The following is a 25,272-nucleotide window of genomic DNA, read 5'->3' on the forward strand; positions in this document are numbered from 1 at the left end:
ATAACATGAAGGTTTTTTCAAGTGTCTACTTAGAGGGGATAATACCATTTGGGTGAGAACAGAAGGCTTTTGAATGAATCATTTTACACGTTAGCGAGCGAATGGAATCATGAAGAAATAACTCAGCGTAGCTACAACACCCAGTCCAATGGACCAGGCTCCCGCTGTCTTACGACCATTCACATAGGCATAGTAACCCAGTACGGCTGCGGCCGGTCCAAGTACGATTGACCACATGAACAAAGACGCGATCCCGAAGGCAAGTCCCATGTAACCCGCGACCTTGCCTGTTGATTCCATGACCCGGTCTGCCTCATGCTTCTCAGGTACAGGCTCTGCCCGTTCGGTACCTCCAGTTCTTACGACAGTCGGAGGAGCGACCTCTGCCCCGTATTCTTCCCGATGTGCTTTTCTGGGATAATCGACGCGCATACGCTGTTTTTCACCGTCAACATTGATTTTAGGGCGATCCTGCAAATTAAACTTATTATCGTCATTTTTCATTGGGAAGCACCTCCGTTATGAATAGGGATGACTGCTCACTTGGGTTTGAACGTGTGACAGCATGTTGCAGAGGATGTGCGTGCATGATCATGGTGATCGGAGTCAAATGTCTCACCGGCAAATTCCTCATGCAGACGACGGGTGGCATGTTGGTCGATGTCAATCATGATGGCATCAGCGTGGCAGAAGTTGTTCTCTCCCCAAAAGTTGCAGTTGGAGACGCTGCATTTGACAATTGGTTTGTCTTGGCTCATTTTTTATCACCTCGACTACTATTGTCTCCCCGCCACAAACCTGATATTCCCCGTCAAAATGCCAGATGATGACATGATCACACCTCGTCTGATTCTCACTAAAAACACAAAAAAACCGCCACAAGGGCGGTTTCGTCCAATTTCATATTCAGGTTTAAACGTTAATTAGGCGTGATTCCGTTGATTTTGCATACGGCGCTGAGTCAGGTAATCACTTTCATAATATGCCAGATCATCGCGCAATTCTTCGTACGTTTTGGAAACCTCAAGAATGACATCCCGTACTGCACGGATTGGCTTGTCACGGAAACGAATGGCATCTTGTCCTGTGTAAGCGTATCTTCCGTCTTCGGAATAACATTCATTTTTGGGATAGAAAAAGCTGTTTACGCATTGGTGATACGTATTATAAAGAGCCTTTTCGGCAAAATCGACATCAAAGTTGGCACGACGCAGCACAACGCCAAGTTTTTCGTAAGAAACTTCAGAAAAAACGAGCAAATGACGGAGATCTGAAAGAAATCCTTTGTAGAAGGCTGTTGATTCTTCCGTCTGATTCTGATCCAGTTCAGGCAAAGCATTCTCATTCAAAAAATTTTCAATCCGATCGATAGCCGGTTTTAACTTTTCCCTAGTTGACTCACATGTTTTCTGTACATTGGCTGCTGACATAAAGGTAGCTCCCCCTTAAATAAGTCCTTACATATAGGTCGGCCAACGGTGGTTTTCCCCTGACCTTTGAATTCTCAGCTATAATCCTACCATAAAAAGATGACGAGCGGTATCCCTTAATCATGCTTTCCGCTTCTGCCGTTAAACATGCCTATTATACGCAGTTAGACTCGAACCCGCCTGCATAAAAATATCCGCTTTTTCTAACGATAGATATAACCAGTGACAACGACGAAGCACTGTTAATGATTGTTCAAAATGAACGAAGGAGGTTCCATCCACCATGTCCAGACCGAAATGGATTAACTGGGCCCTTGCAGCTGGTGCAGGAGCACTCGCTCTGACGCTCCTGCTTCCAACATCCAATCGTCCCGAACCTAAGCCAGGTGCCCTGTCTGACTCTGCTCATGAGGAGCACACGAGTAAGCATCGTCTGAAAGTGCAGGATGTCAAAGCAACCGATCTTCTGACCCGTATGGATGCCAAGCAACATCTCAGTATCATGCTGGAGAAAACCGCCACAATGAATGCTGCTCAGGTTAGCCGATATGTGAATGATCTCCAAAGTTCACATGAACATATCAGATCCATTCATCTGATGAATACCAATGGCTCATTTAACAAGCCCTTTGATCACGCCTCCACACAAGGAAGCAAGTTGGAACAACAGAAGCTTCAACATTCGCTCAACCTTGCCAAAAAAGCGGTAAACAAACGTCAAAGTTTTGAATCCTCTTCTTTTCCTTTGGGAAAAGAAAAATACTTTGTTATGGGGCAACCCTCCAAAGATGGCAAAAGAGCTGTAATTGCCTTGTTCAGTCAGAACGTATTAAATGCTGTTGAACAACATCAGCGCAAAAATCTGCGCATGATCCCTTATCCGCGTGAGGGTAAATTCAAAATTGAGTCTGTTCACCCGGATACGCTTAACGAAATCACAGTAAAAACTGGACATGATAATGCAAATGCCAGTCATTTTTATGAAAATGAAATCGTCATCCGTTTTCGCCAAGATCCCGGTGAACGGGATATGCGTATCATTAAATCCGATCTGAGAGCGCAATCTGCGCGCAAGCTGGGATACACGTATGTTTTTCGGTCAGAACACATGAGTTACAAACAATTGCATAGTTATTTCGATAGCAAATGGAATCCACTCTATATGGAGCCCCACTATATGTATTTAACCAATGATACTGTAACTGAACAAACAGATGTAACGATACCCAATGACATTTTGTTCTCCGATTATCAGTGGAACCTGCCTGCGATTGAGACAAACAGAGGTTGGAATATTACCAAGGGAAACAAAGATGTCATCGTAGCAGTAGTTGATACGGGGGTTGATATGAATCATCCTGACCTGAAGGGCAAGCTCCTTGAGGGTTATAATGTGGTCGAGCCGGGAAGCCAACCGATGGATGATGTGGGACATGGAACACACGTCGCAGGCATTATCGGCGCTATTGTCAACAATAACGAAGGCGTGGCAGGCATGAGCTGGTATAACAAGGTACTCCCGGTTAAAGTACTCGACAACTCAGGTTCTGGTACCACATATGCCGTTGCCGAAGGCATCATCTGGGCAGCCGATCATGGAGCCAAAGTTATCAACATGAGTCTAGGCAATTATGCTGATGCGCAATTTCTTCATGATGCCATTAAATACGCTTTTGACCGGGATATCGTCCTGATTGCAGCTACGGGGAACGATAATACCGAGCGTCCAGGATACCCTGCTGCTTATCCGGAAGTATTTGCCGTATCTGCTACGGACCCGGATATGAGCAAAGCTTCCTATTCCAACTACGGGGACTATGTGGATGTGATGGCTCCGGGGTCCAGTATCGCCAGTACCTATCCAAACAATCAGTATGCAGCCTTGTCTGGAACGTCCATGGCTAGCCCTCATGTAGCCGCACTTGCAGGTTTGATTCGTTCGTTGAACCCGGATTTGACCAACACGGAAGTGATGGATTTGATGCGCCAAAGTGTTATTGACCTCGGTGATCCGGGTCACGATAAATATTTCGGCTATGGTCAAATCGATGTCTATAAGGCACTGCAAGCCGCATCAGGCAACAGCGCTCCTTTGCAGTTCTGGCCGCAACATGTCAGACAACAAATGGATAATACGATGAAAAAGTATACTCAGTAAGCGTAATGAGGATAATCTGTAAAAAATACAAAAGCAGCTGCGCCCCGGGGCGTACGCTGCTCTTTTTGGTTTATATCCAATTCCCCGGGGCACCCGCTGCGATTAGCGTTTGCGAGAAGTTGTGCGGGCTTTGCTTGATTTTTTCACGGATTTTTTCTTCGGATTATGGCTGGATACATAACAAGGATCTTCTTCTTTGACAACAACAGGATACATGTGGTGATGAATCGGAACACAGTGATGTTTTTTGATCACTTCAATCGGGTGGATTACAGGCACGATTTGTGGGATGTAATAATCCTCAACAACCTGGATCGGGTCACAGACAATCGGGCAAAGCGGTGGACAGTAATGGTTCATTTCAAAACCAACTCCCTTTCTGGTGATACTATAACCTATTGCAACAGATCGAAAGTGGATTGGATGTATGTCCATAGTCCGAAAAATTATATGAGCGGTAGCCTGTCCGCCACTGTCCCACCCTGCCCAGGTGTTACTCTATCAATGACTTGGCACAGTACACGAAGTCCTTCACACAAAAGCTCAACGTTTGTTACCGTGAAGCAGATACGCAGACTTGGTGTATCCATCTCCCCTACATAACAGGCGGAACCGGGGAGGAAAGAGACCCCTGCAGCAAGTGACTGATGATGCAACTCACGCATATCCAAGTTACTCGGAAGTTGGAGCCACAGATTGAGTCCTCCCTCTGGCAAGCGCCATTGCATGCCCATAGTAGCATGCTCTTCCAGCACTTCAGATGCTGCACACAAGCGAGAATACAATTCATCCCTCAATCGGGATACATAGGCACCGTACTGATTCTGAATGAAAGATTGCAGTGCCTTTTGTGTAAGCAGCGGACTCCCCAGATCCGCCGTAGATTTCGCGGCCACAAGCCGGGTCAATACACTTCCGTCTGCGATGGCGCAGGCTATACGGCAACCGGGAGACAACACCTTGCTGAAGCTTTTGATATATACGACATGACCTGTCCCATCCATCGATTTAATGGAAGCCGGGGGAGGGTCCCGAAAATAAAGATCTGCAAACGGATCGTCCTCCAGAATGAGGCAGTGGTAGCTTTGCGCGAGATTAAGAAGTTGTGCTCGTCTTCTTGCGCTCATCGTGATACCTGTTGGATTGTGATAGGTCGGGATCGTATAGATCAGCTTGGGTGGATAGGTATCACATAATCGGGTCAACAGATCAATACGCATGCCTTCGTCATCCATCGGGACCGTAATGATCTTCGCGCCTCTACTCGTAAATACATCAATGGCTCCGGTATAGCTTGGTGCCTCCATGTATACAACATCCCCAGGTCCGACAAAAGTTCGTGCCACAAGATCGATCCCCTGCTGAGCACCACTTGTAATTAACATGCGTTCAGGTGCAGCCTGTAGTCCACGCTCGGCAAAGTGTTCGGCCAAGATCTGTCTAAGCTCCCGATCCCCCTGAAAAGATCCGTAAGCTGCCATACGCTCTGTATGATCAGAGGAGAGTCGGTAGGCGCTGTCGATAATCTCTCGTGTAGGCAACAGTTCAGGCTGAATCGCTGACATATGAAGTTCATACCGCACTTGAGGTGACGTATCAAAATGTCTCCAGAGCTGGGCTCGCGGTAAATAATCCACCAGTGCCATCTGCCAATTCCATGACGTACTGGATTCACTGTTGGCATTGTTTCGTTGCGTTCGGTCCACATCCTCCATCTGATCCACGTTCAATGTACCTCTCACATAACAACCTTTCCCCTGGGAGCAGGTGATCAATTGAATCGCTTCAAGTTCAGCATACGCTTTGGATACAGTGACCAGGCTGACACCCAAATCCGCGGTCATTTTGCGAACAGAAGGAAGTCGGGTTCCGGGTTCAATGAGTCCTGATCTGATGCGATCGGCAATCGTTAGCGCAATCTGCACGTACAATTTGGTACTGCTTCCCCGCTTTAATTCAATATGCATATGTGCTCCCCCAACTGTTATGATCTTCATTTTACTGTTATAGTGCAGTCCGTCTATTATAGTTTATAATATCAGTATAACAGTGAATAACAGGAGATGAGAATAACATGAGTATCCCTTGGTCCAAAATGGCACAAAACACCCCGTCCTCTGTCGTTCGCGACATGCTCCAGGCCGCTCAGGCACCTGGAATGATCTCACTAGCCGGTGGATTACCAGCCCAGACTTCATTCCCGCTGGAAGCCATACGCGTTGCATATGAAAAAGTATTTATGAGCGGAGCAGCCGCTCTTCAATATGCGGAGACTGAGGGTTACCGTCCTCTTCGCGCCAAAATCGCCGAACGTCTTGAATCCAAGGGCATTCCCGCTTCACCCGATCACATGCTTCTCACTACGGGTTCACAGCAATCCATTGACTTGGTTTGCCGCATCCTTCTCGACCCAGGTGACCGCGTATTGGTTGAATCACCAACCTACCTCGCTGCTCTGCAAGTCATTCATTCCTATCAGGCTGAATCTCACGGCGTAGCCTGTGATGATCACGGCATGTTGCCTGAATCTCTGGAGGAACAGCTCCAGTTGCATCGTCCAAAACTTGTCTATATTAATCCCACGTTCTCCAATCCTACGGGAAAAGTATGGTCGCGAGAAAGAAGACAGCAGGCTGTGGATCTGTGCCGCAAGTATGGTGTACTCATTCTGGAAGATGATCCCTATGGTGAAATTCGGTTTAATCCGGAGCAATTGGATGTCCCTGCTCTCGCAGAACTGGATGCAGTATCCTATGACGGCCCTTCCAACGTTATCTACACCAGTACATTCTCCAAAACGGTAGCACCTGGCCTTCGTACGGGCTGGATACTGGCTGCCCCCGATATTGTAAAAATGGCAGCACGAGCCAAACAAGGTGCTGACTTGCACTCCAGCAGCATTGACCAAAGAGCGCTTCATGCACTACTTGAATCTTTCGATCTGGATGCGCATATCCGCCATATTTCAGAGGATTACGAACAACGCATGAAAACACTGACTACTCTTATGGCAGCCAAGGCTTGGGAAGGTATCTCGTGGAATTCACCTCAAGGTGGCATGTTCTTGTGGCTGCAATTGCCTGAAGGCATGCTTGCAAGCAATCTGTTCACTTATGGTATCCAGGAGAAAGTGTGCATTGTCCCTGGTGATTCCTTCTATGCAGGCACACCAGAGTTAAACCGCATGCGGATCAACTTTACTCATACGGACCCTGAGCTCCTTCCGGAAGCCGTGGAAAGAATGGATCGCGCCATCCAACGTTGGCATGCTTCCTTAACATCGGACAGTGTTGTTACACTGTAATGAACTGTCATAAACGTTTGACTATTCCATTAGCGTATGAAGGTTAATAACTTGATATGAGAAACAAAAATAAGGCGGCAGGCCCGAGAATCTCGGAACTGCCGCCTTATTTTTATAGAACCTGTTATCAACAGGAGTTATGTTTTTTTAGATGTTCATGGGTCCTTCTGATCAGTCAGGCCATCGGATGATTCATACGAGTTGTCCTCGACTGATAGGTGGACTACATTGTGTTGCAATAGTGTTGTTGTTGCAGTTAGGAAAGCTTACCGTAAGCCGGGTTCTGTGCTCTTCGTGGTTCATACGGGAACTACCCTCCCACCAGAAGCGACAATCATCTATCTAGGCCATACATTGCTGCACAGCTCAAGCGACCAACCTAGACACACCTCGGGCTAAGGTTGCCTCCTCCGAAGAGGCGGCTGTGTCCCATTAGGTCTTGCTCCAGATGGGGTTTACCAGGAACGAAGTCACCAGCGTTCCTCGGGGTCTCTTACACCTCGGTTCCATCCTTGCCTGTGCCGGAAAATCCGGCCATCGGCGGTCCATTTCTGTGGCACTATCCTTCAACTCGCGCTGACTGGACGTTATCCAGCATCCTGCCCTGTGGAGCCCGGACTTTCCTCTCGTGGCAACGAAGGCCACCAGCGATTGTCTGTCAAGCTTTCCGAACAACATTACATAGTATACAGGCATTTAGGTTCCCAGACAAGCTTAATATTACTGGGAGCTGCACAGCAACGGTCTTTTTAGATAAACTGGAATACTTCCGTATTTACCTCAGAAGCCGTAACTTGCGTATCATATCGTTTTTCTTCCAAACGGGAACGAAGCCAATCCGCTGTTTTTGGTTTCATAATCTTCTCGGAATTATGTCCCGGGTCGATGATACACATACCTGCCATTAACGCATCATGAGCCGTGTGATAATCAATATCTCCGGTCACAATAACATCCGCACCTTTGAAGCGGGCAGTCAGCGCGTAACGGCTGCCAGAGCCGCCAAGAACCGCTGCTTTTTTGATCTGCTTGTTCAGATCTCCTACTACCCGCACATGAGGCACATTGAATTGGGTCTTCACGACCTCCACTAGCTCACCTAATGTCTTAGGATCCCTAAGGGGTCCCAAGCGTCCCAGACCGAGCGTACGGCCCTTTAAATCCATTGCATAGAGGTCATAGGCCACTTCCTCATACGGATGAGCCTTAAGCATCGCCTGAACGACCTTACTTCTCAGACTTTGGGGTACGATGGTCTCAATACGCATTTCTTCCACACGTTCCATCTGCCCTTGGGTACCGATAAACGGTTGAGTCCCTTCACCAGGTACAAATGTTCCTGTACCTTCCGTGTTAAAGCTGCACTTGTTGTATTGACCGATACTCCCCGCTCCGGCTTCCAGAATGGCCTGAAGAACCTGTTCATGATGGGTACGAGGCACAAAGACAGCCAGCTTGTACAGATGATCTGTGTGTACATCTTCCAGCGATTCTTTACTCTCGATGCCAAGTGCCTCGGCCATCCAGTCATTCATACCACCCTCGGCCACATCCAGGTTTGTATGACTGATATAGACAGCAATATCATGCTTAATCAGCTTTTCATACAATTTACCCATAGGTGTATCTGTACTCAGTGACTTAACCGGACGGAAAATGATGGCGTGATGAGCGATAATCAGGTTGGCTCCAATGCGAATCGCTTCGTCCACCACTTCATCCGTCACATCCAAAGCTACTAACACGTGACGGATTTCTTTTTGCAAACTGCCGAGCTGGAGACCAATGCGGTCATCCGGTACAGCCAGATGTTTTGGAGCGAGTTGCTCCATCAGTTGAATTACAGTTTGACCTTTGGCAAACATGCCAAAACCTCCTTCAAGTTTGCGATAAGACGCTCTACCTCAGCCGCCTTGTCCCGGGAAGAATCCTGATCGGATTTGGAGATGGAGTTAACAACCCCTTGCAGTTTGACGATCTCACTTTCCCATTTGGCAAAAAATACATCCGTTGGTCGATCAACCAAATAAGGCCCCATCCGTAGCAGCAAATCTTCCGTCAATTCTGCCCCGCCTTGAAGCGGACGTGCACGATACACCTCTACATTGGCAATCGGGCTTACAGATTGTGGCATCGCCGTTATAATCTCATAAATCTTGCCATCTTCTTCGAGCAACTGTTCTGCTACAACCACCCAGTGATGCTCCAGTAACCAGCGTCTGAGGATATCCTCACCCACATTTGGTTGCAAAATAAGTAACTGGACTCCTTCCAGTTTGGATAAACCTCTGTCCAAAATAGAAGCAATCAAGGCACCGCCCATACCTGCAATGGTGATGACATCCACTTCACCCGCAGAGATCACATCAAGACCGTCTCCACGACGCACCGTGATTTTTTCTTTCAGGCCAGCATCACTGACTTGTTTGCATGCAGCATCATAAGGGCCAGGATTGACTTCCCCGGCTACTGCACTTGCAGCTTTCCCACTGCGGATTGCGGCTACTGGCAGCAACGCGTGGTCTGAACCGATATCAGCCATGCGGCTGCCATCGGGAATTTGATCATGTATTCGCTGTAATCGATTCGAAAGTTTCATGAAGCACCTACACCATTCATTTAATTTATTGATTTGCATTGAACAAGGAAAAGCGATAAAATAAAATCCAATAAAACATTTCAAGGATGAATTTCCAAAACCAAGAAATCAAGACGTTTAAATTAAAAATAAAGGAGACCCCGCCGCCGCTAAAGCGTCTTGCGGAAAGTCTCCCATAGTTCGATTATTCGAGGAAATCCTTGAGTCGTTTACTACGACTCGGGTGACGCAACTTACGAAGAGCCTTAGCTTCGATCTGACGAATACGCTCACGCGTAACACCAAATACCTTGCCGACTTCCTCCAGCGTTCTCGTCCGTCCATCGTCCAGACCAAAACGTAGACGAAGCACGTTCTCTTCACGTTCAGTCAATGTATCCAATACATCTTCGAGCTGTTCTTTCAGCAACTCATACGCAGCAGCATCCGCCGGAGCAAGTGCTTCCTGATCCTCAATGAAGTCACCCAGATGGGAATCATCTTCCTCACCAATCGGTGTTTCCAGAGAAACCGGTTCCTGTGCAATCTTCGTAATTTCACGAACTTTCTCTACACTCAGATCCATCTCAGCAGCGATTTCTTCTGGTGTCGGTTCACGCCCAAGTTCCTGCAACAGCTGACGGGATACCCGGATCAGCTTATTAATCGTCTCCACCATGTGCACAGGGATACGAATTGTACGCGCCTGGTCAGCAATAGCACGAGTGATCGCTTGGCGAATCCACCATGTTGCATACGTACTGAACTTGTATCCTTTTTTGTGGTCGAACTTCTCAACCGCTTTGATCAGACCCATATTACCTTCCTGAATCAAATCAAGGAACAACATTCCACGTCCAACGTAACGCTTGGCGATACTGACAACGAGTCGTAAGTTAGCTTCAGCCAGACGACGCTTGGCTTCTTCATCCCCGTTCTCAATCCGTTTAGCCAGTTGTACTTCATCATCTGCCGACAACAGTGGCACACGACCAATTTCCTTGAGGTACATACGGACAGGGTCATTGATTTTGATACCTGGCGGCAAGCTCAGATCATCATCAAAGTGGAATTCGTCCTCTCCCTCTCTGGTGTTGTTCTCGGAATCTTCACTAGGACGAAGTGTAACCTCTTCATTATTTTCATTCACTACATCGATACCCAGATCGCTCAGTTGCTCATAGAACTCATCCATTTGCTCTGCATCCTGCTCAAAAGGAGAGAGTTTCTCTATAATTTCCTTGTAATTCAGCGAAGCTCTTTTCTTACCTGATTCAATCAATTGATCTTTAACCTGATCCAGTGTCAATTCTGTTTCTAGTTCAGTATGCTGATCATTCGCCATAATTCGACTCCCTCCTCCCTAGAAACATCTAATCATCAGACGTTCACTGTCTCTCTAGGGCAATCATTTCAATTGCAATCTGTGCCGCGCGTACAGAATCACCTGCCCGCTCTGCAGCAATCATTTCTTCTTTTTTCAAATCGTACTCTTTCTTACGCGGATGCTTCAGCACTTCCCTGATGCAATCATCGAGCATTTGAATACTCCATTCACCTGGACCATCCATCATCGAGATTGAACTAACCGTCTTTTCCAGGCGATCGTCATGCAGTGAAGACATAAAACGGCTTGTATCCGACGGTTTGCCTTGCGCATAGTAGGCATATAGATAAGCAGCAATAGCTGCATGATCATCCAAGTTAAAAGCTTCACCAAGATGCTCATTCACGTACTGGGCAGCCTCATCATCCTGCAACATCCAGGCAATCAGTTTGCGTTCGGCAGCGTGATAAGCCGGCAACAGATTGGGTGTAGGCACCTGCCTATTTTGTTGCCTACCATTATTCCACCTTTTCGGGTTATTATCCCCAAACTGGAGGTTATTTTTCATCGCCTCCCGTTCTTCATTACACTCCTGCTTCAATGTTTCGAACGATACGTCCACTTCTGCAGCCAGTTCACGAAGATACACTTCCCTTTCTGTTGGAGAAGGTAAGGGTGCAATCAACTTTACTGCTTCTTTCGAATAGGCGATTTGTCCGCCACCCTCTAGCAGTATATGGCTTTTTTTTAAGTTTATAAGTTTAAATTTTGTAGTTGTCACGGCACCGTCCACAATCTGGTTTCGGAACCGTTCACCACCATGCTTCCGGATAAAATCATCCGGGTCAAGTCCCTCGGGAATGAGAGCCACTTTGACCTGCAATCCAGCTTCCTCAAGAATAGGGAAGTTTTTGAGTGCAGCAGCCTGTCCTGCTCTGTCGCCGTCATAACATATGATGACTTCGTCGCACATCCCTTTGAGCATCAGTGCCTGATTCTCGGTTAACGCCGTGCCCATTGCCGCTACACCATTCTGGATATCCTGGTCCCATGCGGAGATGACATCACCATATCCCTCGAACAAAATGGCTTGTCTTTGTTTGCGAATTGCATTTTTGGCATGATGCAGATTATAGAGAACACGGCTTTTGTTAAATAACCGGGTTTCCGGTGAATTTAGATACTTCGGTTGCCCATCTCCCAATATGCGTCCTGCAAATGCAATCGGCTTGCCGCTCCTGCCATTAATCGGGAACATAATCCGGTCTCGGAATCGATCAACATATCCCTGACCTTCATTTCGGGGTGACAGAAGTCCACCCTTTTCCATCTCTTCGAGTGGATAGTTACGTTTCTCAAGAAATTGTACCAGTGTGTCCCAACGATTTGGTGCGAAACCAATCTGGAACTGGTCAATCAACTTGTCGCCAAAACCTCTTGAGCGTAAATACTCCATGGCTGACTTGCCGTGCTCTGTATTTTTCAACAAAAAATGATACAGCTTCGCGGTAAGCTCATAAGCTTCCAACAGACGTTCCGTCTCCGGATTCACATGAGCAGATTCACGCCCTTGCCAGTCCCCCATAGAGATGTGACTTTCTTCCGCCATCGTTTTGACAGCCTCGGGAAAGGATAACCCTTCGATTTCCATCCTGAATTTGATGGCATTTCCACCCGTGCCGCAACCGTAGCAGTAGAAAATTTGTTTCTCAGGTGTAACGGTGAACGAAGGCGTCTTCTCGGAATGAAAAGGACAGAGGCCTTTCATATACTTCCCCTGTTTGGTCAGATGCACAAATCGGCTCACCGTATCGACAATATCATTCTGCTGTAACACCGATTCAATAATACTTTCGGGTATACCGCCTTGTCCGGTACTCATCTCTGGCCACCTTCATCTCTTCAACACGTAAATATAATTCGATAAACTTACACATTCTCCTGCAAATCTTTTAAAAGTTTTGTCAGTTTATGTTGAAACATTTCTCGATCCTGCTCTGTGAAAGGCTTTGGGCCTTTCCCGTAATGGCCTCTTTTTCGTGCTTTGGCCGCAGTATGACGAGAATCCAACATGAAATCAATGTCACGATCGTTGAACTCACGACCACGAAAGGACAAAACATAACAACGTTTGCCAAGCGCAAGTGCCGCAAGTCCATAGTCCTGAGTGATAACCACATCATATGGCTTAATATGATTAGCAATATACAGGTCTGCGCTCTGATCACTGCGATCCACTTGCACGGTTCGTACCCCTTCTCCTCCTTGAAGCAAATGATCAAATGAAGAGACTAACAATACGGGGATGTTGAAAAGGCGAGCGGTTTGCGCAATCTCGGTTTTGACCGGGCAAGCATCACCATCCACAACAATGTGGCGTATATTTAACTCACTCAAACCCAGACCACCCGGTTTCATAAAATAGCTGCATATTGTTATATACGACCCCGGCCAGGCAAAATCCTTCTACCGGAACGAGGGAAATCAAAGGCTAAAATACGGAGCGGTTGTCAAAAATACATTTCACAACCCGTTCCGTATATTTATACCCTCATATATCCTTCTTTAATACTGAATTTTAGCTTTGCGCCAAGTCTGTGGAAAAGGACTCATGAAATACGCCCAATTACCAAACCAACTTGGAAAAATCAGCAAATCCTTTCAAGTCACGATCAATAGCTGCGAGCAAGGCAAGTCGATTCGCCCGAACAGCTTCATCCTCGGCCATAACCATGACCGAATCGAAGAATGAGGTAATACCATCCTTCCAGGCAGATGCAATAGCCAGTGCTTCAGCAGCATGATGCTGAGTCAACGCCTGACGATATTCTGCATTCGTTTTGCTCCATGCCTCATGTAACTGACGTTCTCCATCTTCTGTGAACAGTTCTGGATGTACGGAAGCATTGGATGCTTTGGCCGCCAGATTACCCACACGGTTGAACGATTCAACCGTTGTTTTGAATGCGTCTCCTGTCATAACAGCCGCCATCAACGCTTCACCTTTTGGAACCACAGCGCTGATATCATCGAATCCGGAAGAAATTACGGCATCCACTACGTCGTAGCGAACTGTTTCGGACAACAATTTTTTCACACGAAGACCAAAGAAGTCTTGCAGATCTTTACGAACCTCTTCATCTGCACGTTTCAACAGGTTCATCTGGGCATGTACTTGAAGTACTACTCCGAACACGTCAGACAATGTCAGCGGAAGCTTGTGATCCAGCAAAATCTGTACAATACCTGCAGCCTGACGGCGCAGCGCGTAAGGATCCTGTGAACCCGTTGGAATAATATTGATGGAGAAACAACCCACGATTGTATCCATTTTGTCCGCAGCACTCACAATGGCACCAACAAGAGAAGCAGGGGATTGATCTCCAGCGAAACGTGGCTGATAGTGTTCAAATACCGCTTTGGACACCTCTTCTTTTTCGCCAGCTTTACGAGCGTAATCCTCACCCATCACACCTTGCAGTTCCGGGAATTCTCCCACCATCAGTGTCACCAGATCGAATTTGCAGATATCTGCTGAGCGGCTAACGGATTCAGCAATATCACCGGATACTTGCAGTTTGGCAGCAAGTCCATCCGCAATCTTGCGAATACGGCGCACTTTATCTCCAACCGTTCCCAGTTCTTCCTGGAAGACGATACTTTCCAGCTTCGACAATGCATCCTTAATCTGTAGCTTCTGATCTTCCTCATAGAAGAACTTGGCATCAGACAGACGTGCACGCAGAACTTTTTCATTCCCTCTGGCAATAACGTCCAGTGAATCACTTCCGCCGTTACGTACCGTCACGAAGAATGGCAACAATTGTCCTTCATTGTCCAGTACAGGGAAATAACGCTGATGCTCACGCATGGAAGTAATCAATACTTCTTGTGGAATATTCAAGAATGAGGAGTCAAATGTCCCGAACAATACGGTAGGTGTTTCCACCAGGAACAGGACTTCCTCCAGCAAGTCTTCCTTAATCGCGATATCCCATTTTTTCTCCGCAGCCAGTGCCTGAATCTGGGATACAATCATCTGTTCACGTTCCTGGATATCAGCAATGACATGTTCGGAACGCAACACTTCCACGTATGAAGACGGAGTGGAGATCACAGCCTCCTTACCGAGGAAACGATGTCCGCGAGTTACATTACCCGACTTAATACCTGTCACTTCCAGATCGATAACCTCACTGCCGAGCATAGCCACAATCCAGCGGATTGGACGTACAAATTTGAAATCATAGGAAGCCCAACGCATGAATTTTGGGAACGTCATGGCATGTAATACAGAAAGTAACCCTTCGCCAACCACAGACGCCGTCTCCACACCTTTGCTGCTCTTCGTTGCATAGATATATTCAACACCGTTCAGTTCCTTGAACGTGAACTGGTCCGGTTCAACACCTTGACTGCGGGCGAATCCGAGTGCAGCCTTGCTCCAATTGCCACTGTCGTCCAGGGCAATTTTGCGTGAAGGACCTTTCACTTCTTCCTCGATATCTTCCTGCTTTTCAGCCACATTCTGAATCAAAACAGCCAGACGGCGCGGTGTAGCATATGCATTCACTTCACCATAAGCAATGCGGGATGCGTCAAGCCATTTCACGACACGCTCTTGCAGCTGTGCGATTGCTGCGCGCATAAAGCGTGCAGGTACTTCTTCCAGCCCGATTTCAAACAACAGATCCTTAGACATGCTCGGCTCCCCCTTTCTTGATCAGCGGGAAGCCTAGCTTCTCACGCTCTTCCATATATGTTGCAGCGACTTGGCGAGCCAGATTACGAACACGTGTGATGTAACCCGTACGTTCCGTTACACTGATGGCTCCACGTGCATCCAACAGGTTGAACGTGTGGGAACATTTCAGCACATAGTCATATGCCGGGAATACCAGATGCTGCGCCATGGCTTTGTTTGCTTCTTCTTCATGCATGTTGAAGAGTGTAAACAGCATTTTGACATCAGATACTTCAAACGTATATTTAGAGTGTTCGAATTCTGGCTGACGGAATACATCACCATAAGTGATACCTTCCACCCATTCCAGATCAAACACATTCTCTTTATCTTGAATGTAAGAAGCCAAACGCTCCATACCATACGTAATTTCAACAGCTACCGGATTTGTCTCGATCCCACCAACCTGTTGGAAATATGTAAATTGCGTAATTTCCATTCCGTCCAACCATACTTCCCAACCAAGACCTGCACAACCAAGGGAAGGATTCTCCCAGTTATCTTCAACAAACCGAATATCATGTTTAAGCGGATCAATGCCAAGACGTTTCAGACTTTCCAGGTAAATTTCCTGAATATTGTCCGGAGAAGGCTTGATGATGACCTGGAACTGATGATGCTGGTACAACCGGTTAGGGTTCTCACCATAACGTCCGTCCGAAGGACGACGGGAAGGCTCCACATAGGCCACTTTCCAAGGTTCGGGTCCAAGCGAGCGTAAAAAGGTCATCGGGTTCATCGTACCTGCCCCTTTTTCCGTATCGTATGGCTGGACAATAATACAGTTATGCTCGGCCCAGAATTGTTGCAGCGTTAGAATCATCTGCTGAAAATTCATAATCATGCTCCTTTTCAATGGTTTGTTAGCAAGCTTAGGACGGTGAAGACAACAATAAATAGCCCCCGTCCTACGCCTGTTGTACAGACGTAGGGACGAGAGCTATTCCCGCGGTTCCACCCTACTTGGCTTAGATCAAACAAGATGATCCTGTTCGTTCCAGCCCACTTTTCCGTGTCCATTCATGCTCCCGAGTGCCGTTTCAAAGATCGATTCAGCCAGGCTCCCACCATCCCCGGCTCGCTCATTCATGATTCCCAAGTGTTATACAACGACTTGTCTCCATAAATGTAATAAATCCAGTCTTTTACTTTCTCGTTCAATGCATGTCTCATAAAGAGAAATTATATTTCATAATATATAAAATCTAGTATGAAGTCAAGATATAGTTTCACTTCCACCAAAACGCCTCAAATCCCGTACTTCTCCATCTGATCGAGGAAAGAACGGGATTTGAGATTCAGACCGAGCTGATGATCCATAAAAGCACGCATCAACTTTTTAATCTCATCACGGGTAGACTCACTCACTGATATATTCCCCAAGCGCTGCAGATCCAACTGCGCGAACAAACGCAACAACTTCAGAGCCTTTGGACTAACTGACATCGCTGGAGGATCAAAATGTTTGCATGCTCGACACAAGACGCCACCAAGTCTGGGACTTATAAACAACTGCTCATCTGGTCGCTCCTGGTTGCAGGAGATGCACTCATCGAACTGTGGACCATATCCGGATGCCTGTAATATTTTCATTTCGTACAGACTTGTAATAACAACCGGATCTTTCTCTTCCTTCAACGCCTGCAAACACGCCTTTAACTGTTTGAACCAAAATGTACCTGTCTCTTCATCCTGAAGCACCCGATCCAATAGTTCACACGCATAAGAAGCATAAGAGGCCTTGACCAGATCTTCACGCAACTCATGATAGGATTCAACAATTTCTCCAGCGTTCAGTGTGCCTAGACCTGTATTGCGAAAATATACATATTGACCATACGTAAACGGCTGCACCAGTGCAGCATGTCGGCTCTTGGGCTTTTTGGCACCGCGGACGAGTACCCCTACTTTCCCGCCGCTTTCGGTGCAAAGCGTAATGATTTTGTTCCCTTCGCCGTAGTCCATGCTGCGGATGACAATCCCTTCCACCCTGTATAGCATGCCTCGTCACCTAACCATTCCCGAATCAGCCAGTTATCCTTCGGCTTCTTCATCTTCAATCACTTCCCTTGCATTATCCGACTCCTGTCCTAACGAGTTACAAGCCTCGGTATATAACAAATAGGACTCTACATCCCCCGTCATCGCAAAAACCTTCCACGAAAAATCTCGCATCGGAATTTCATCCTCTCTTCGGAAATGACGTCTGCATCTACCAAATAGGATGGAGTCTTGCAAGGTAAACTATGTGTTGCAATTACTGGATACAATTCCGACGATTAGTCGCGGCCAAAGCCAAGGTCACGCAGAACTCTATCCTGATTTCTCCAGTCTTTTTTCACTTTAACCCACAGGTCCATGAAAATTTTGGAGCCAAGCAAATTCTGAATGTCGTGTCGAGCTCGTTTACCCACTTCTTTCAGAAGGGCACCTTGCTTGCCGATAATGATCCCTTTTTGGGAATCACGTTCCACAAATATGACAGCTGAGATATAAACGACACCGTTATCTTGCACTTTCATATCTTCGATCGTTACAGCAATGGAGTGAGGCACTTCTTCACGAGTCATTTGCAGAATTTTCTCACGAATCAACTCGGCACATACAAACTGCTCCGGATGGTCAGTAACCTGGTCGTCAGGATAGTACTGTGGACCTTCAGGCAGATACTTGCCGAGCTGTTCCAGTAATGTGCTGACATTATTGCCATGCTTGGCAGACACAGGCACAATTTCAGCGAAATCGTGTAATTTGCGATACTCTTCAATAAGTGGTAACAGCGCTTCCGGCTCAATTTTGTCAATTTTGTTCATAACGAGAATGACAGGCGTACGGATATTTTTCAGCTGTTCCGCAATATAGCGGTCACCACCGCCCATTCCTTCGGAAGCATCAATCAAGAATAAGGCTGCTTCTACTTCACTCAGTGTGTTCAAAGCGGTCTGGTTCATATAATCGCCTAATTTGGACTGACGTTTATGAATCCCTGGTGTATCCAGAAAAACGATCTGTTGATTGTCCGATGTATATACACCGTGAATTTTATTACGGGTTGTTTGCGGCTTGTCCGACATAATTGCAATTTTCTGTCCGATGACTTGGTTCATCAAAGTGGATTTACCAACGTTTGGACGTCCGATAATGGCTACAAAACCGGATTTGAATTTTTGTTTTTTCATATGTTCCTCCTCAGGCGCCTAGGCCTGGAATGTATTGGTTTATTTTTTGGCAGAATTCAGATCAGAAGGCCCAAAAGCCCAAGGTAACAGTTCAGCAACGGTGGTCTCTTGCAGATCACCTTTCAAATTCCCCAAGATGACTTTCATATCGGGTTCACACAGTTCGTACATGACCTGACGACATACGCCACATGGAGCAATCGGACCATCCGTGTCTCCCACAATGGCAATCGCTGTGAAGCTGCGAGGCTTCTGCCCACCTGCAATGGCACTAAACATCGCTGTACGCTCAGCACAGTTACCTGGTGTATACGCAGCATTCTCAATATTACAACCATGATGCACATGACCTTCACTGTCAAGCAAAGCCGCGCCAACACCAAAATGGGAGTAAGGCGTATACGCCTTCGTACGTGCCTTAATTGCTTCTTGCATTAACAAACCGTTATCCATTAATAATCTCTCCCTTAGGGTGCAATATAAAGTTAGTACCTACGAATTAAGTTCAACCAAAGCCAATTTTACACTAGCCACTCCGAGTCCAGAATAACCCTTCGATCGCTGTTACCCCCAGATTTTTTGATTCACTTTTTCAACGTGAAAATCCGGGGATAAAGGCGAACGCTTCGCTTCTACAGGTTTATTTCTGTCCTCTTCGTTATCGTGTAATGTCAACAAGTTCAACTTAAAAACGGTCTAACTTCACAAATTTGTGTAGTATTAAAATCACAAAACGAATCAAAGTTAATACAAAATCAGTACAAACCCAGCCAGCTCATCACCGGCTTAATGAAAACGATACAACCGATGATGACGGCGAATACCGCAGCCAGCAGAACTGCCCCGGCCGCGGTATCCTTTGCCGCTTTTGCCAGCGGATGGATATGGGGGTGTGCCAAGTCAACCGCTGCCTCTACAGCCGTGTTCATCAATTCAGTCACCAGGACCAAAAAGACAGCGGTCAGCACAAACATCCAATCCGTTCTTGAGATTCTGAAAAAAAAGCCGGCTACACACATCAAAATAGCCACTCCCGTGTGAACTCTCACATTACGCTGAGTCCGCAACCCATATGCGATTCCTTCCGCAGCATTGCGGAATACCAGACCCCAGGAGCGTCTTTTCATTATCGTGTCAACCCGGCCTGGGCCAATACCGCTTCTTGTTTGCCCATCATTTCAGCCTCACTCGCTTCATCCTGATGGTCGTATCCGAGCAGGTGCAAGAAACCATGGACAAACAGAAAACCAAGTTCACGTTCAAATGAGTGTCCATACTCTTCACTTTGCAGGATGGTCCGTGGTACGGAAATGATGATGTCTCCAAGAACATCCGGCATTTCTTCCATTTCTTCATCTTCGTCCAGCTCATAGATAATATCTAGTTCTTCATCCACCGTTTCGTTCATCGCAAAAGACAGTACATCCGTAGGACGGTCAATGCCGCGATAATCACGGTTCAACTCATGAATCTGCTCATCATTCACAAAAGTCAGAGCCACTTCCCCGTCTGCCACACCTTCCGCTTCTCCTGCGAGATTCAGCAATTGTTCCAGCATTGCAATCATCGGGTCTGTAATTTCTTTATCCTGTTGTTCATTATTCCATGCCAGGTTAAGACTCATTCTTTCATAACTCCTGTCTGCTCATATTAGAGGTTGTTCAAAAAAAACATTTCTAGCTTCATCCCATCTTCTCGGTACTGAAAACCAACCTTTTTGAACACGAACTATTATTGAATTAGCCTGCTTCGGGTGAAGTCGGCTTTGGTTTCTTGATCTCCTCCGGATATTCTATCCTGGAGTGGAAGATACCCATCACCGTTTCCTTCAATGTTCTGGCGACGATATCCAGTTCACGCATCGTAAGGTCACAATCATTGAATTGATGATCATCCAATCGTCCTTTAATAATCTTCTCAATCATGGACTCCACTTGCTCCACTGTCGGTTTGCGCAAAGATCTCACAGCAGCCTCTACACTATCAGCAATGCCAACAATAGCCGATTCCTTGGACTGAGCCTTCGGCCCAGGGTAACGGAAATCTTCTTCCGTGAAATCAGGCTCAACACCTGCTTCTTCCGCCTGGCGCAGTGCTTTGTGATAGAAATAGTGGAGAAATGTCGTGCCGTGATGCTGTTCCGCAATATCCCGAATAGGTCTGGGCAGCTTATAATCCTTCTGCATTTCCACCCCATCGCGCGCATGGGCAACGATAATGGATTTGCTCAGTTTCGGATCAATTGAATCATGTGGATTCTCCATATTGTTCTGATTTTCAATAAAATAGATCGGGCGCTTCGTCTTGCCAATATCATGATAATACGAACCGACTCGGCATAGCAATCCGTTAGCTCCTATGGCTTCTGCTGCTGCTTCGGACAGATTCCCTACCATAACGCTGTGATGATAGGTACCCGGTGTCTCCGTCAGCAACTTACGAAGAAGCGGATGGTTCGGATTAGACAGTTCCACCAGTTTGAGCGCTGACAAGATGCCAAATGAAGTTTCAAAAAATGGCATCAGCCCAATGACCAGTATGGCAGTTAATACGCCACCCGCAAATGCAAATCCAACACCGTACAGTGTCGTGGTTCGATTCCAATCGCCCGAGTCAATCAAAGCCAAGGTGAAGACGGCTATGGACCCGAACAGACAGACCATAATGGCCCCTTTCAGGATCGTTGATCGCTGGCTAGCCTTATGAGTTGCGAAGATCGCAACAAATGAAACCAATACAGCGAAGAAACCTAATTCGAAGTCAAAAAGCTGACCCTGATGGGTATTCAAAATGATGCTGGACAACATACCGATCAAAATCGAACATACAAAGGCAAGCGAGGTATCCAGTAACAAGGCAATTAACATCGCTCCTACCGCAACAGGTGCAAGGAAGCCAACATATGACCTCTCATTGGTCTGGATAATCGCCGTCACATGCATAACCACAATCGTAATAATAAAAATGAGAACAAGCATCAACAGCTGGGCATTATTATACTTAAAATGTGTTCCGCTGCCTTGCTGAATATACATCAGAATGGCTGCTGACAACAGGCAGGAAAACATAAGAAGTCCAAGCTGCGGCCAGTAGTTCACTTCATTTTTCAGCAAATCATTCTCACCCAGCAAAGTATACATCTCCGGGGTGATCATCTCACCCTTGGCAACTAATGTGTCCCCTTGCTTGATAAAGACGGTTTGCGTGTTCTCACGCGCCTGTACTTTGGCTTCCTTAGTTCCCTCTTCATCGTAGAAGCGGTTCGCGGTCACCACAAGGCGAGCAAGCTCTTGCACGACCTCACGTTGCGTACGCTTACCAAGAGAGCTGACACTCACCATCTCGGCTACTTTGGCACGAGCAGTGGTTGCATCGCTGATCTGATCCGTCATTAACCGGGCAACAATATCCCTCGCAACCGGCTTCATCTCCTGGATATCATCCGATGTCAGACGCGAGATTTTGATGTAAGTTTCTTCGGGAATACGGTAGCTTTGCTCCTGTACCACATTTCTGATTTCTTCCAAAAGAGTCTCGGAGTATGTACCGGCTTTCCGATTATTATTGATATAGTTGGTCACAAAATCCTTCTGGCGCTGTGGAATTTCATCCCGATAAATATCAATCTTATCCTGACTTGAAATCTGATCATCCTGATTTAATCGATCTACACGATCAAGCAGGGTAGTCATCAAATTTTCGTTTCGCAACTGGACAATCTGAAATATCGGCTGTACCCGTTCAGCAGCTTCTTCCTGTGCTTTGAGTGTGGCCTTATTATTCGGAATCTGCATGGGCGCAGCAATGTCCACTTCACTCCGTGTCCCTTCCTGAATATCATAGCGCTCAGGGAGCAGTTTGGAAGCCAGACTGACGTAGAAAAGAATCACCAGAAACAAAAACAGAAGATAGCGTGCCCACACGCTATACTTCCATCCTGTAGCCTTATTCTGAAAAGATTTGCCTTTTGACGGTTCCTTCGAGGTCACTTTAGACAATCCCTTTCTATGCTTGATTTTCTGCGGCGTGGTTGTAAGCCACGATAATTTTCTGGACAAGGGAATGCCGTACAACATCTTGCTCGGCAAAATAGACAAATCCAATCTCGTTAACTTCGTTCAAGATCGCATTCGCTTCCACAAGCCCGGATTTCTTACCACGCGGTAAATCAATCTGCGTCACGTCTCCGGTGATGACCATTTTGGAGCCAAAACCAAGACGGGTCAGAAACATCTTCATCTGTTCCGGCGTTGTGTTCTGTGCTTCATCCAGAATGATGAAGGAGTCATCCAGCGTACGCCCCCGCATGTAAGCGAGTGGCGCGATTTCGATTAACCCTCGCTCCAGTGCCTTAGCGGTCTGTTCCTGTCCCATAACGTCATACAGGGCATCGTACAGTGGTCTCAGATACGGGTCTACCTTCTCCTGAAGATCACCTGGCAAAAATCCAAGACTCTCTCCCGCTTCAACAGCAGGCCGTGTGAGTACAATGCGTTTGACGCTACCTTCTTTAATTGCGGCAACAGCCAGTACAACAGCAAGGTAGGTTTTACCCGTACCAGCAGGACCAATGCCAAATACAATATCACGTTTTTTAATTGTAGTTACATAGTGCTTCTGTCCAATGGTTTTAACACGGATTGGTTTACCTCGATATGTCGTTGTAATCTCGCCCTTGAACAGATCCAATAGCTGGTCTGCCCGCATATCCTTGGCAAGTTCAATCGCATACTTCACATCTCTCTCGGTTAACACATATCCATTGCGTATCAATTGCAGTAACACATCAAATAATTGTTCAAGCGATTCCACCTGCTGTGCGTTGCCAAAAATCACAATCTCCGCTTCACGGGATGCAATCTGGGCGGGAATCTCGGATTCAATCAGTTTAAGAAAAGTATCTTGGGGTCCAAAAAGAGATTGGCCCTCTCCCGCACTCTGGAGGGAGATTTGTATGCTGCGTGTTTGCTCTGACAAATATCCTCATTCTCCTTGACTATGGACTAGCGGAAGTTCTTCCGCAATGCTTTCTTCTACTTCAAATAAGACTTTCATATAAACTTTACCATTCTCTTTCTTCTCATGCAAAATTTTTTCACTTATAATTTTTGTTCCTTTGCCGTTTTTGGCGATAATATCGTTCCTTGCTCCTTCCAATCCTTTCGTTCTGGCCCATTCTATCGTCTGTTGTTGCTCATGCTCTCGGGTCTCCAGATCTTTCTCTGTCAGCCAACCCATAGGAAGTGTAAAGGATCGCCACGTCAATGGTTTATGATTACTCTCGGTATCAAATGAACTGAACGGTGTACTTCCGTACCCCCACAGTTGAATCGCCCAATTCCCCAGTACCATGTAAAAACGTTCTTTGCTCTCACCTGTCATTGTATTATGTTTTTGCACCAGCGGAACCTCAACCTGATACTCACGCCATACCAGACCACGAACTTCGCCTTTGGCAACGATGGTTTTGGTGTTCTCCTCATCCCCGAGAATCCCCGAGATCAATACCTGACCCTTTTTAACACGCATGTCCTTCTGAACAACAGGGCGTCCCTGCTCCGCATAGATTTGAGTGACCACAGCATCTGACTTACTGATCAGATGTCTGGGATTCAGCAATGGTTCGCGCTTTGGTTGCGCCGATTCTACGACCTGAATGGTAATGGTTGTCCCCTCTTTGCTCACGCCAATCCAGGTTACATCCGGCAGAGCGAGTGCAAGCTGCCTGGAGAGCTTGTCTTGGCTTTGCAGACGGAACCCCCATTGCAAAGGATATATACCCTCTTTCTTCGCTGCTGCAAGCACCTCGTCGGTGGGAATGGTGACGTTACCCTTGACCTCCACACTCCATACCATGGACGACAACGCAAACAAAGCTGCCACAAAAAACAGCATACCCCCAAGAAAGAACTTCCTCCGTAATAATCGGGCTGCAAAAAAGGGGAAACCGCTGCGATGGGTTACTTTCACCCTGCAGCCTGTCCGTTTCAATACAGGACGCAACCTGAAAAAATGCGGCAGCAGAATATTCATCTCTGCCACGCGTCCATCGTGAGCACGCAGGTCCCAAACTTCCAGTCCCTGCTCTGCCACCGTATTGATTAATGTTTCAATGTCTCCCCCAGTGACCGTGATTCGGACTACTCCCCGCAGTTTGTACAGACTGGGCTGCTTCATCCGTTCCCCTCCACTCCATTCATATGAATATCCAGAATTGTTCCTTCAACAGCTACTTCATCCGGCAAAATGTTACGTATCACCAAGGCAGTTCCTTTGATCTCTAACTGGCCTTGGGAAAGAGCCAACACGATACGATCCGGTGTAAAATGGATGACACCGCGATGATTCTCTATATACAGTTGCTTACTGCCGATCAGGGTTAACCGTGGCATATCATAAAGCACATCCTGCGGCAGATCCAACACTTCACTGGTCCATCTGCGCAGCTTGCGGCTGATCCGGGTCATTCGAAGGTCTTCCCCCTTCCTCTACAGTTCAACTTATGCGCAGATTCATGAATTTATGAAAATTCCGGGGCGTGTTAGGGACGAA

At 46.8% G+C, this 25,272-nt stretch carries 24 protein-coding genes and 1 other RNA gene; 2 read left to right on the forward strand and 23 right to left on the reverse strand.

The features are described from left to right. Nucleotides 1–90: 90 nt before the first annotated feature. The 3 genes from MHH25_RS21165 to MHH25_RS21175 form a co-directional block, all read right to left on the reverse strand. Complete coding sequence (locus MHH25_RS21165; protein ID WP_235193989.1) at nucleotides 91–432, reverse strand: hypothetical protein; 342 nt, start codon at nucleotides 430–432, stop codon at nucleotides 91–93. Nucleotides 433–539: 107 nt separating this feature from the next. Continuing rightward, nucleotides 540–758, reverse strand: a complete 219-nt coding sequence (locus MHH25_RS21170) for a DUF1540 domain-containing protein (RefSeq protein ID WP_074095869.1) — start codon at nucleotides 756–758, stop codon at nucleotides 540–542. Between the two features lie 165 nt (nucleotides 759–923). After that, nucleotides 924–1,430: a YpuI family protein gene (locus MHH25_RS21175; protein WP_017687263.1), complete on the reverse strand. Its 507-nt coding sequence runs from the start codon at nucleotides 1,428–1,430 to the stop codon at nucleotides 924–926. 283 nt (nucleotides 1,431–1,713) lie between these two features. Between MHH25_RS21175 and MHH25_RS21180 the strand changes: the two genes are divergently transcribed. Beyond that, nucleotides 1,714–3,588 carry a S8 family peptidase gene (locus MHH25_RS21180; RefSeq protein ID WP_036615013.1) on the forward strand — a complete coding sequence of 625 codons (1,875 nt, stop codon included), beginning with the start codon at nucleotides 1,714–1,716 and terminating at the stop codon, nucleotides 3,586–3,588. A 102-nt stretch (nucleotides 3,589–3,690) separates the two neighbouring features. Here MHH25_RS21180 and MHH25_RS21185 read toward each other — a convergent pair whose 3' ends face one another. Further along, the gene (locus tag MHH25_RS21185; RefSeq protein WP_036615016.1) at nucleotides 3,691–3,948 is read right to left on the reverse strand and encodes a hypothetical protein; all 258 of its coding nucleotides are present in this window, start codon (nucleotides 3,946–3,948) and stop codon (nucleotides 3,691–3,693) included. A gap of 86 nt (nucleotides 3,949–4,034) precedes the next feature. Beyond that, the gene (locus tag MHH25_RS21190) at nucleotides 4,035–5,555 is read right to left on the reverse strand and encodes a PLP-dependent aminotransferase family protein (RefSeq protein ID WP_036615019.1); all 1,521 of its coding nucleotides are present in this window, start codon (nucleotides 5,553–5,555) and stop codon (nucleotides 4,035–4,037) included. 107 nt (nucleotides 5,556–5,662) lie between these two features. Here MHH25_RS21190 and MHH25_RS21195 point away from each other — a divergent pair, with 107 nt between their 5' ends. After that, nucleotides 5,663–6,892, forward strand: coding sequence for a PLP-dependent aminotransferase family protein (locus MHH25_RS21195; RefSeq protein WP_036615022.1), 1,230 nt, complete (start codon nucleotides 5,663–5,665; stop codon nucleotides 6,890–6,892). Between the two features lie 257 nt (nucleotides 6,893–7,149). Here the strand turns inward: MHH25_RS21195 and rnpB are convergent. From rnpB to yqfC, 18 genes are all read right to left on the reverse strand, one after another. Further along, an RNA gene (rnpB, locus tag MHH25_RS21200) (RNase P RNA component class A) lies at nucleotides 7,150–7,559 on the reverse strand. Between the two features lie 82 nt (nucleotides 7,560–7,641). Next, entirely contained in the window at nucleotides 7,642–8,757 is a 1,116-nt protein-coding gene (locus MHH25_RS21205; RefSeq protein ID WP_036615024.1) for a Nif3-like dinuclear metal center hexameric protein, read from the reverse strand. Further along, nucleotides 8,733–9,491, reverse strand: coding sequence for a class I SAM-dependent methyltransferase (locus tag MHH25_RS21210; protein ID WP_036615026.1), 759 nt, complete (start codon nucleotides 9,489–9,491; stop codon nucleotides 8,733–8,735). Before MHH25_RS21210 ends, MHH25_RS21205 begins: the two co-directional genes overlap by 25 nt. 184 nt (nucleotides 9,492–9,675) lie before the next feature. After that, complete coding sequence (gene rpoD / locus MHH25_RS21215; RefSeq protein WP_017687256.1) at nucleotides 9,676–10,815, reverse strand: RNA polymerase sigma factor RpoD; 1,140 nt, start codon at nucleotides 10,813–10,815, stop codon at nucleotides 9,676–9,678. 43 nt (nucleotides 10,816–10,858) lie between these two features. Next, nucleotides 10,859–12,679: a DNA primase gene (gene dnaG / locus MHH25_RS21220; RefSeq protein WP_036615029.1), complete on the reverse strand. Its 1,821-nt coding sequence runs from the start codon at nucleotides 12,677–12,679 to the stop codon at nucleotides 10,859–10,861. Nucleotides 12,680–12,726: 47 nt separating this feature from the next. Continuing rightward, nucleotides 12,727–13,215, reverse strand: coding sequence for a YaiI/YqxD family protein (locus tag MHH25_RS21225; RefSeq protein WP_047843776.1), 489 nt, complete (start codon nucleotides 13,213–13,215; stop codon nucleotides 12,727–12,729). A gap of 208 nt (nucleotides 13,216–13,423) precedes the next feature. Next, nucleotides 13,424–15,499 carry a glycine--tRNA ligase subunit beta gene (gene glyS / locus MHH25_RS21230; protein ID WP_340017972.1) on the reverse strand — a complete coding sequence of 692 codons (2,076 nt, stop codon included), beginning with the start codon at nucleotides 15,497–15,499 and terminating at the stop codon, nucleotides 13,424–13,426. Next, complete coding sequence (gene glyQ / locus MHH25_RS21235; RefSeq protein WP_017687252.1) at nucleotides 15,492–16,379, reverse strand: glycine--tRNA ligase subunit alpha; 888 nt, start codon at nucleotides 16,377–16,379, stop codon at nucleotides 15,492–15,494. Before glyQ ends, glyS begins: the two co-directional genes overlap by 8 nt. Nucleotides 16,380–16,789: 410 nt before the next feature. After that, a complete protein-coding gene (gene recO / locus MHH25_RS21240) occupies nucleotides 16,790–17,542 on the reverse strand; it encodes a DNA repair protein RecO (RefSeq protein ID WP_047843778.1) in 753 nt (250 codons plus the stop codon). 33 nt (nucleotides 17,543–17,575) lie between these two features. Beyond that, the gene (locus tag MHH25_RS21245) at nucleotides 17,576–17,716 is read right to left on the reverse strand and encodes a YqzL family protein (RefSeq protein WP_074095877.1); all 141 of its coding nucleotides are present in this window, start codon (nucleotides 17,714–17,716) and stop codon (nucleotides 17,576–17,578) included. Between the two features lie 104 nt (nucleotides 17,717–17,820). Beyond that, nucleotides 17,821–18,720 carry a GTPase Era gene (era, locus tag MHH25_RS21250; protein ID WP_017687248.1) on the reverse strand — a complete coding sequence of 300 codons (900 nt, stop codon included), beginning with the start codon at nucleotides 18,718–18,720 and terminating at the stop codon, nucleotides 17,821–17,823. A 39-nt stretch (nucleotides 18,721–18,759) separates the two neighbouring features. Further along, the gene (locus MHH25_RS21255; protein ID WP_036615035.1) at nucleotides 18,760–19,173 is read right to left on the reverse strand and encodes a cytidine deaminase; all 414 of its coding nucleotides are present in this window, start codon (nucleotides 19,171–19,173) and stop codon (nucleotides 18,760–18,762) included. Between the two features lie 302 nt (nucleotides 19,174–19,475). Continuing rightward, nucleotides 19,476–19,847 (reverse strand): diacylglycerol kinase family protein, encoded by a 372-nt coding sequence (locus MHH25_RS21260; RefSeq protein WP_017687246.1) that lies wholly within the window; start codon nucleotides 19,845–19,847, stop codon nucleotides 19,476–19,478. Then, a complete protein-coding gene (gene ybeY, locus MHH25_RS21265) occupies nucleotides 19,847–20,344 on the reverse strand; it encodes an rRNA maturation RNase YbeY (RefSeq protein ID WP_036615036.1) in 498 nt (165 codons plus the stop codon). Before ybeY ends, MHH25_RS21260 begins: the two co-directional genes overlap by 1 nt. Before the next feature lie 115 nt (nucleotides 20,345–20,459). After that, entirely contained in the window at nucleotides 20,460–22,709 is a 2,250-nt protein-coding gene (locus MHH25_RS21270) for an HDIG domain-containing metalloprotein (protein ID WP_036615038.1), read from the reverse strand. 16 nt (nucleotides 22,710–22,725) lie between these two features. Continuing rightward, complete coding sequence (locus MHH25_RS21275) at nucleotides 22,726–23,697, reverse strand: PhoH family protein (RefSeq protein ID WP_036615039.1); 972 nt, start codon at nucleotides 23,695–23,697, stop codon at nucleotides 22,726–22,728. Between the two features lie 6 nt (nucleotides 23,698–23,703). Beyond that, on the reverse strand, nucleotides 23,704–24,897 hold the full coding sequence (gene yqfD / locus MHH25_RS21280; protein ID WP_036615041.1) for a sporulation protein YqfD: 1,194 nt from the start codon (nucleotides 24,895–24,897) through the stop codon (nucleotides 23,704–23,706). Beyond that, nucleotides 24,894–25,187 carry a sporulation protein YqfC gene (gene yqfC, locus MHH25_RS21285; protein WP_017687241.1) on the reverse strand — a complete coding sequence of 98 codons (294 nt, stop codon included), beginning with the start codon at nucleotides 25,185–25,187 and terminating at the stop codon, nucleotides 24,894–24,896. Before yqfC ends, yqfD begins: the two co-directional genes overlap by 4 nt. Nucleotides 25,188–25,272 lie beyond the last annotated feature (85 nt).

Origin of the sequence: Paenibacillus sp. FSL H3-0457, from assembly GCF_037981725.1 — a bacterium.
GTDB lineage: Bacteria > Bacillota > Bacilli > Paenibacillales > Paenibacillaceae > Paenibacillus > Paenibacillus amylolyticus.

What these genes read in the sequence shown, in the direction of transcription:
- MHH25_RS21165 (WP_235193989.1), bottom strand. Translation starts at nt 432, where the DNA reads ATGCGCGTCGATTATCCCAGAAAAGCACATCGGGAAGAATACGGGGCA.
- MHH25_RS21170 (WP_074095869.1), bottom strand. Translation starts at nt 758, where the DNA reads ATGAGCCAAGACAAACCAATTGTCAAATGCAGCGTCTCCAACTGCAAC.
- MHH25_RS21175 (WP_017687263.1), bottom strand. Translation starts at nt 1,430, where the DNA reads ATGTCAGCAGCCAATGTACAGAAAACATGTGAGTCAACTAGGGAAAAG.
- MHH25_RS21180 (WP_036615013.1), top strand. Translation starts at nt 1,714, where the DNA reads ATGTCCAGACCGAAATGGATTAACTGGGCCCTTGCAGCTGGTGCAGGA.
- MHH25_RS21185 (WP_036615016.1), bottom strand. Translation starts at nt 3,948, where the DNA reads ATGAACCATTACTGTCCACCGCTTTGCCCGATTGTCTGTGACCCGATC.
- MHH25_RS21190 (WP_036615019.1), bottom strand. Translation starts at nt 5,555, where the DNA reads ATGCATATTGAATTAAAGCGGGGAAGCAGTACCAAATTGTACGTGCAG.
- MHH25_RS21195 (WP_036615022.1), top strand. Translation starts at nt 5,663, where the DNA reads ATGAGTATCCCTTGGTCCAAAATGGCACAAAACACCCCGTCCTCTGTC.
- MHH25_RS21205 (WP_036615024.1), bottom strand. Translation starts at nt 8,757, where the DNA reads ATGTTTGCCAAAGGTCAAACTGTAATTCAACTGATGGAGCAACTCGCT.
- MHH25_RS21210 (WP_036615026.1), bottom strand. Translation starts at nt 9,491, where the DNA reads ATGAAACTTTCGAATCGATTACAGCGAATACATGATCAAATTCCCGAT.
- rpoD (WP_017687256.1), bottom strand. Translation starts at nt 10,815, where the DNA reads ATGGCGAATGATCAGCATACTGAACTAGAAACAGAATTGACACTGGAT.
- dnaG (WP_036615029.1), bottom strand. Translation starts at nt 12,679, where the DNA reads ATGAGTACCGGACAAGGCGGTATACCCGAAAGTATTATTGAATCGGTG.
- MHH25_RS21225 (WP_047843776.1), bottom strand. Translation starts at nt 13,215, where the DNA reads ATGAAACCGGGTGGTCTGGGTTTGAGTGAGTTAAATATACGCCACATT.
- glyS (WP_340017972.1), bottom strand. Translation starts at nt 15,499, where the DNA reads ATGTCTAAGGATCTGTTGTTTGAAATCGGGCTGGAAGAAGTACCTGCA.
- glyQ (WP_017687252.1), bottom strand. Translation starts at nt 16,379, where the DNA reads ATGAATTTTCAGCAGATGATTCTAACGCTGCAACAATTCTGGGCCGAG.
- recO (WP_047843778.1), bottom strand. Translation starts at nt 17,542, where the DNA reads ATGCTATACAGGGTGGAAGGGATTGTCATCCGCAGCATGGACTACGGC.
- MHH25_RS21245 (WP_074095877.1), bottom strand. Translation starts at nt 17,716, where the DNA reads ATGCGAGATTTTTCGTGGAAGGTTTTTGCGATGACGGGGGATGTAGAG.
- era (WP_017687248.1), bottom strand. Translation starts at nt 18,720, where the DNA reads ATGAAAAAACAAAAATTCAAATCCGGTTTTGTAGCCATTATCGGACGT.
- MHH25_RS21255 (WP_036615035.1), bottom strand. Translation starts at nt 19,173, where the DNA reads ATGGATAACGGTTTGTTAATGCAAGAAGCAATTAAGGCACGTACGAAG.
- MHH25_RS21260 (WP_017687246.1), bottom strand. Translation starts at nt 19,847, where the DNA reads ATGAAAAGACGCTCCTGGGGTCTGGTATTCCGCAATGCTGCGGAAGGA.
- ybeY (WP_036615036.1), bottom strand. Translation starts at nt 20,344, where the DNA reads ATGAGTCTTAACCTGGCATGGAATAATGAACAACAGGATAAAGAAATT.
- yqfD (WP_036615041.1), bottom strand. Translation starts at nt 24,897, where the DNA reads ATGAAGCAGCCCAGTCTGTACAAACTGCGGGGAGTAGTCCGAATCACG.
- yqfC (WP_017687241.1), bottom strand. Translation starts at nt 25,187, where the DNA reads ATGACCCGGATCAGCCGCAAGCTGCGCAGATGGACCAGTGAAGTGTTG.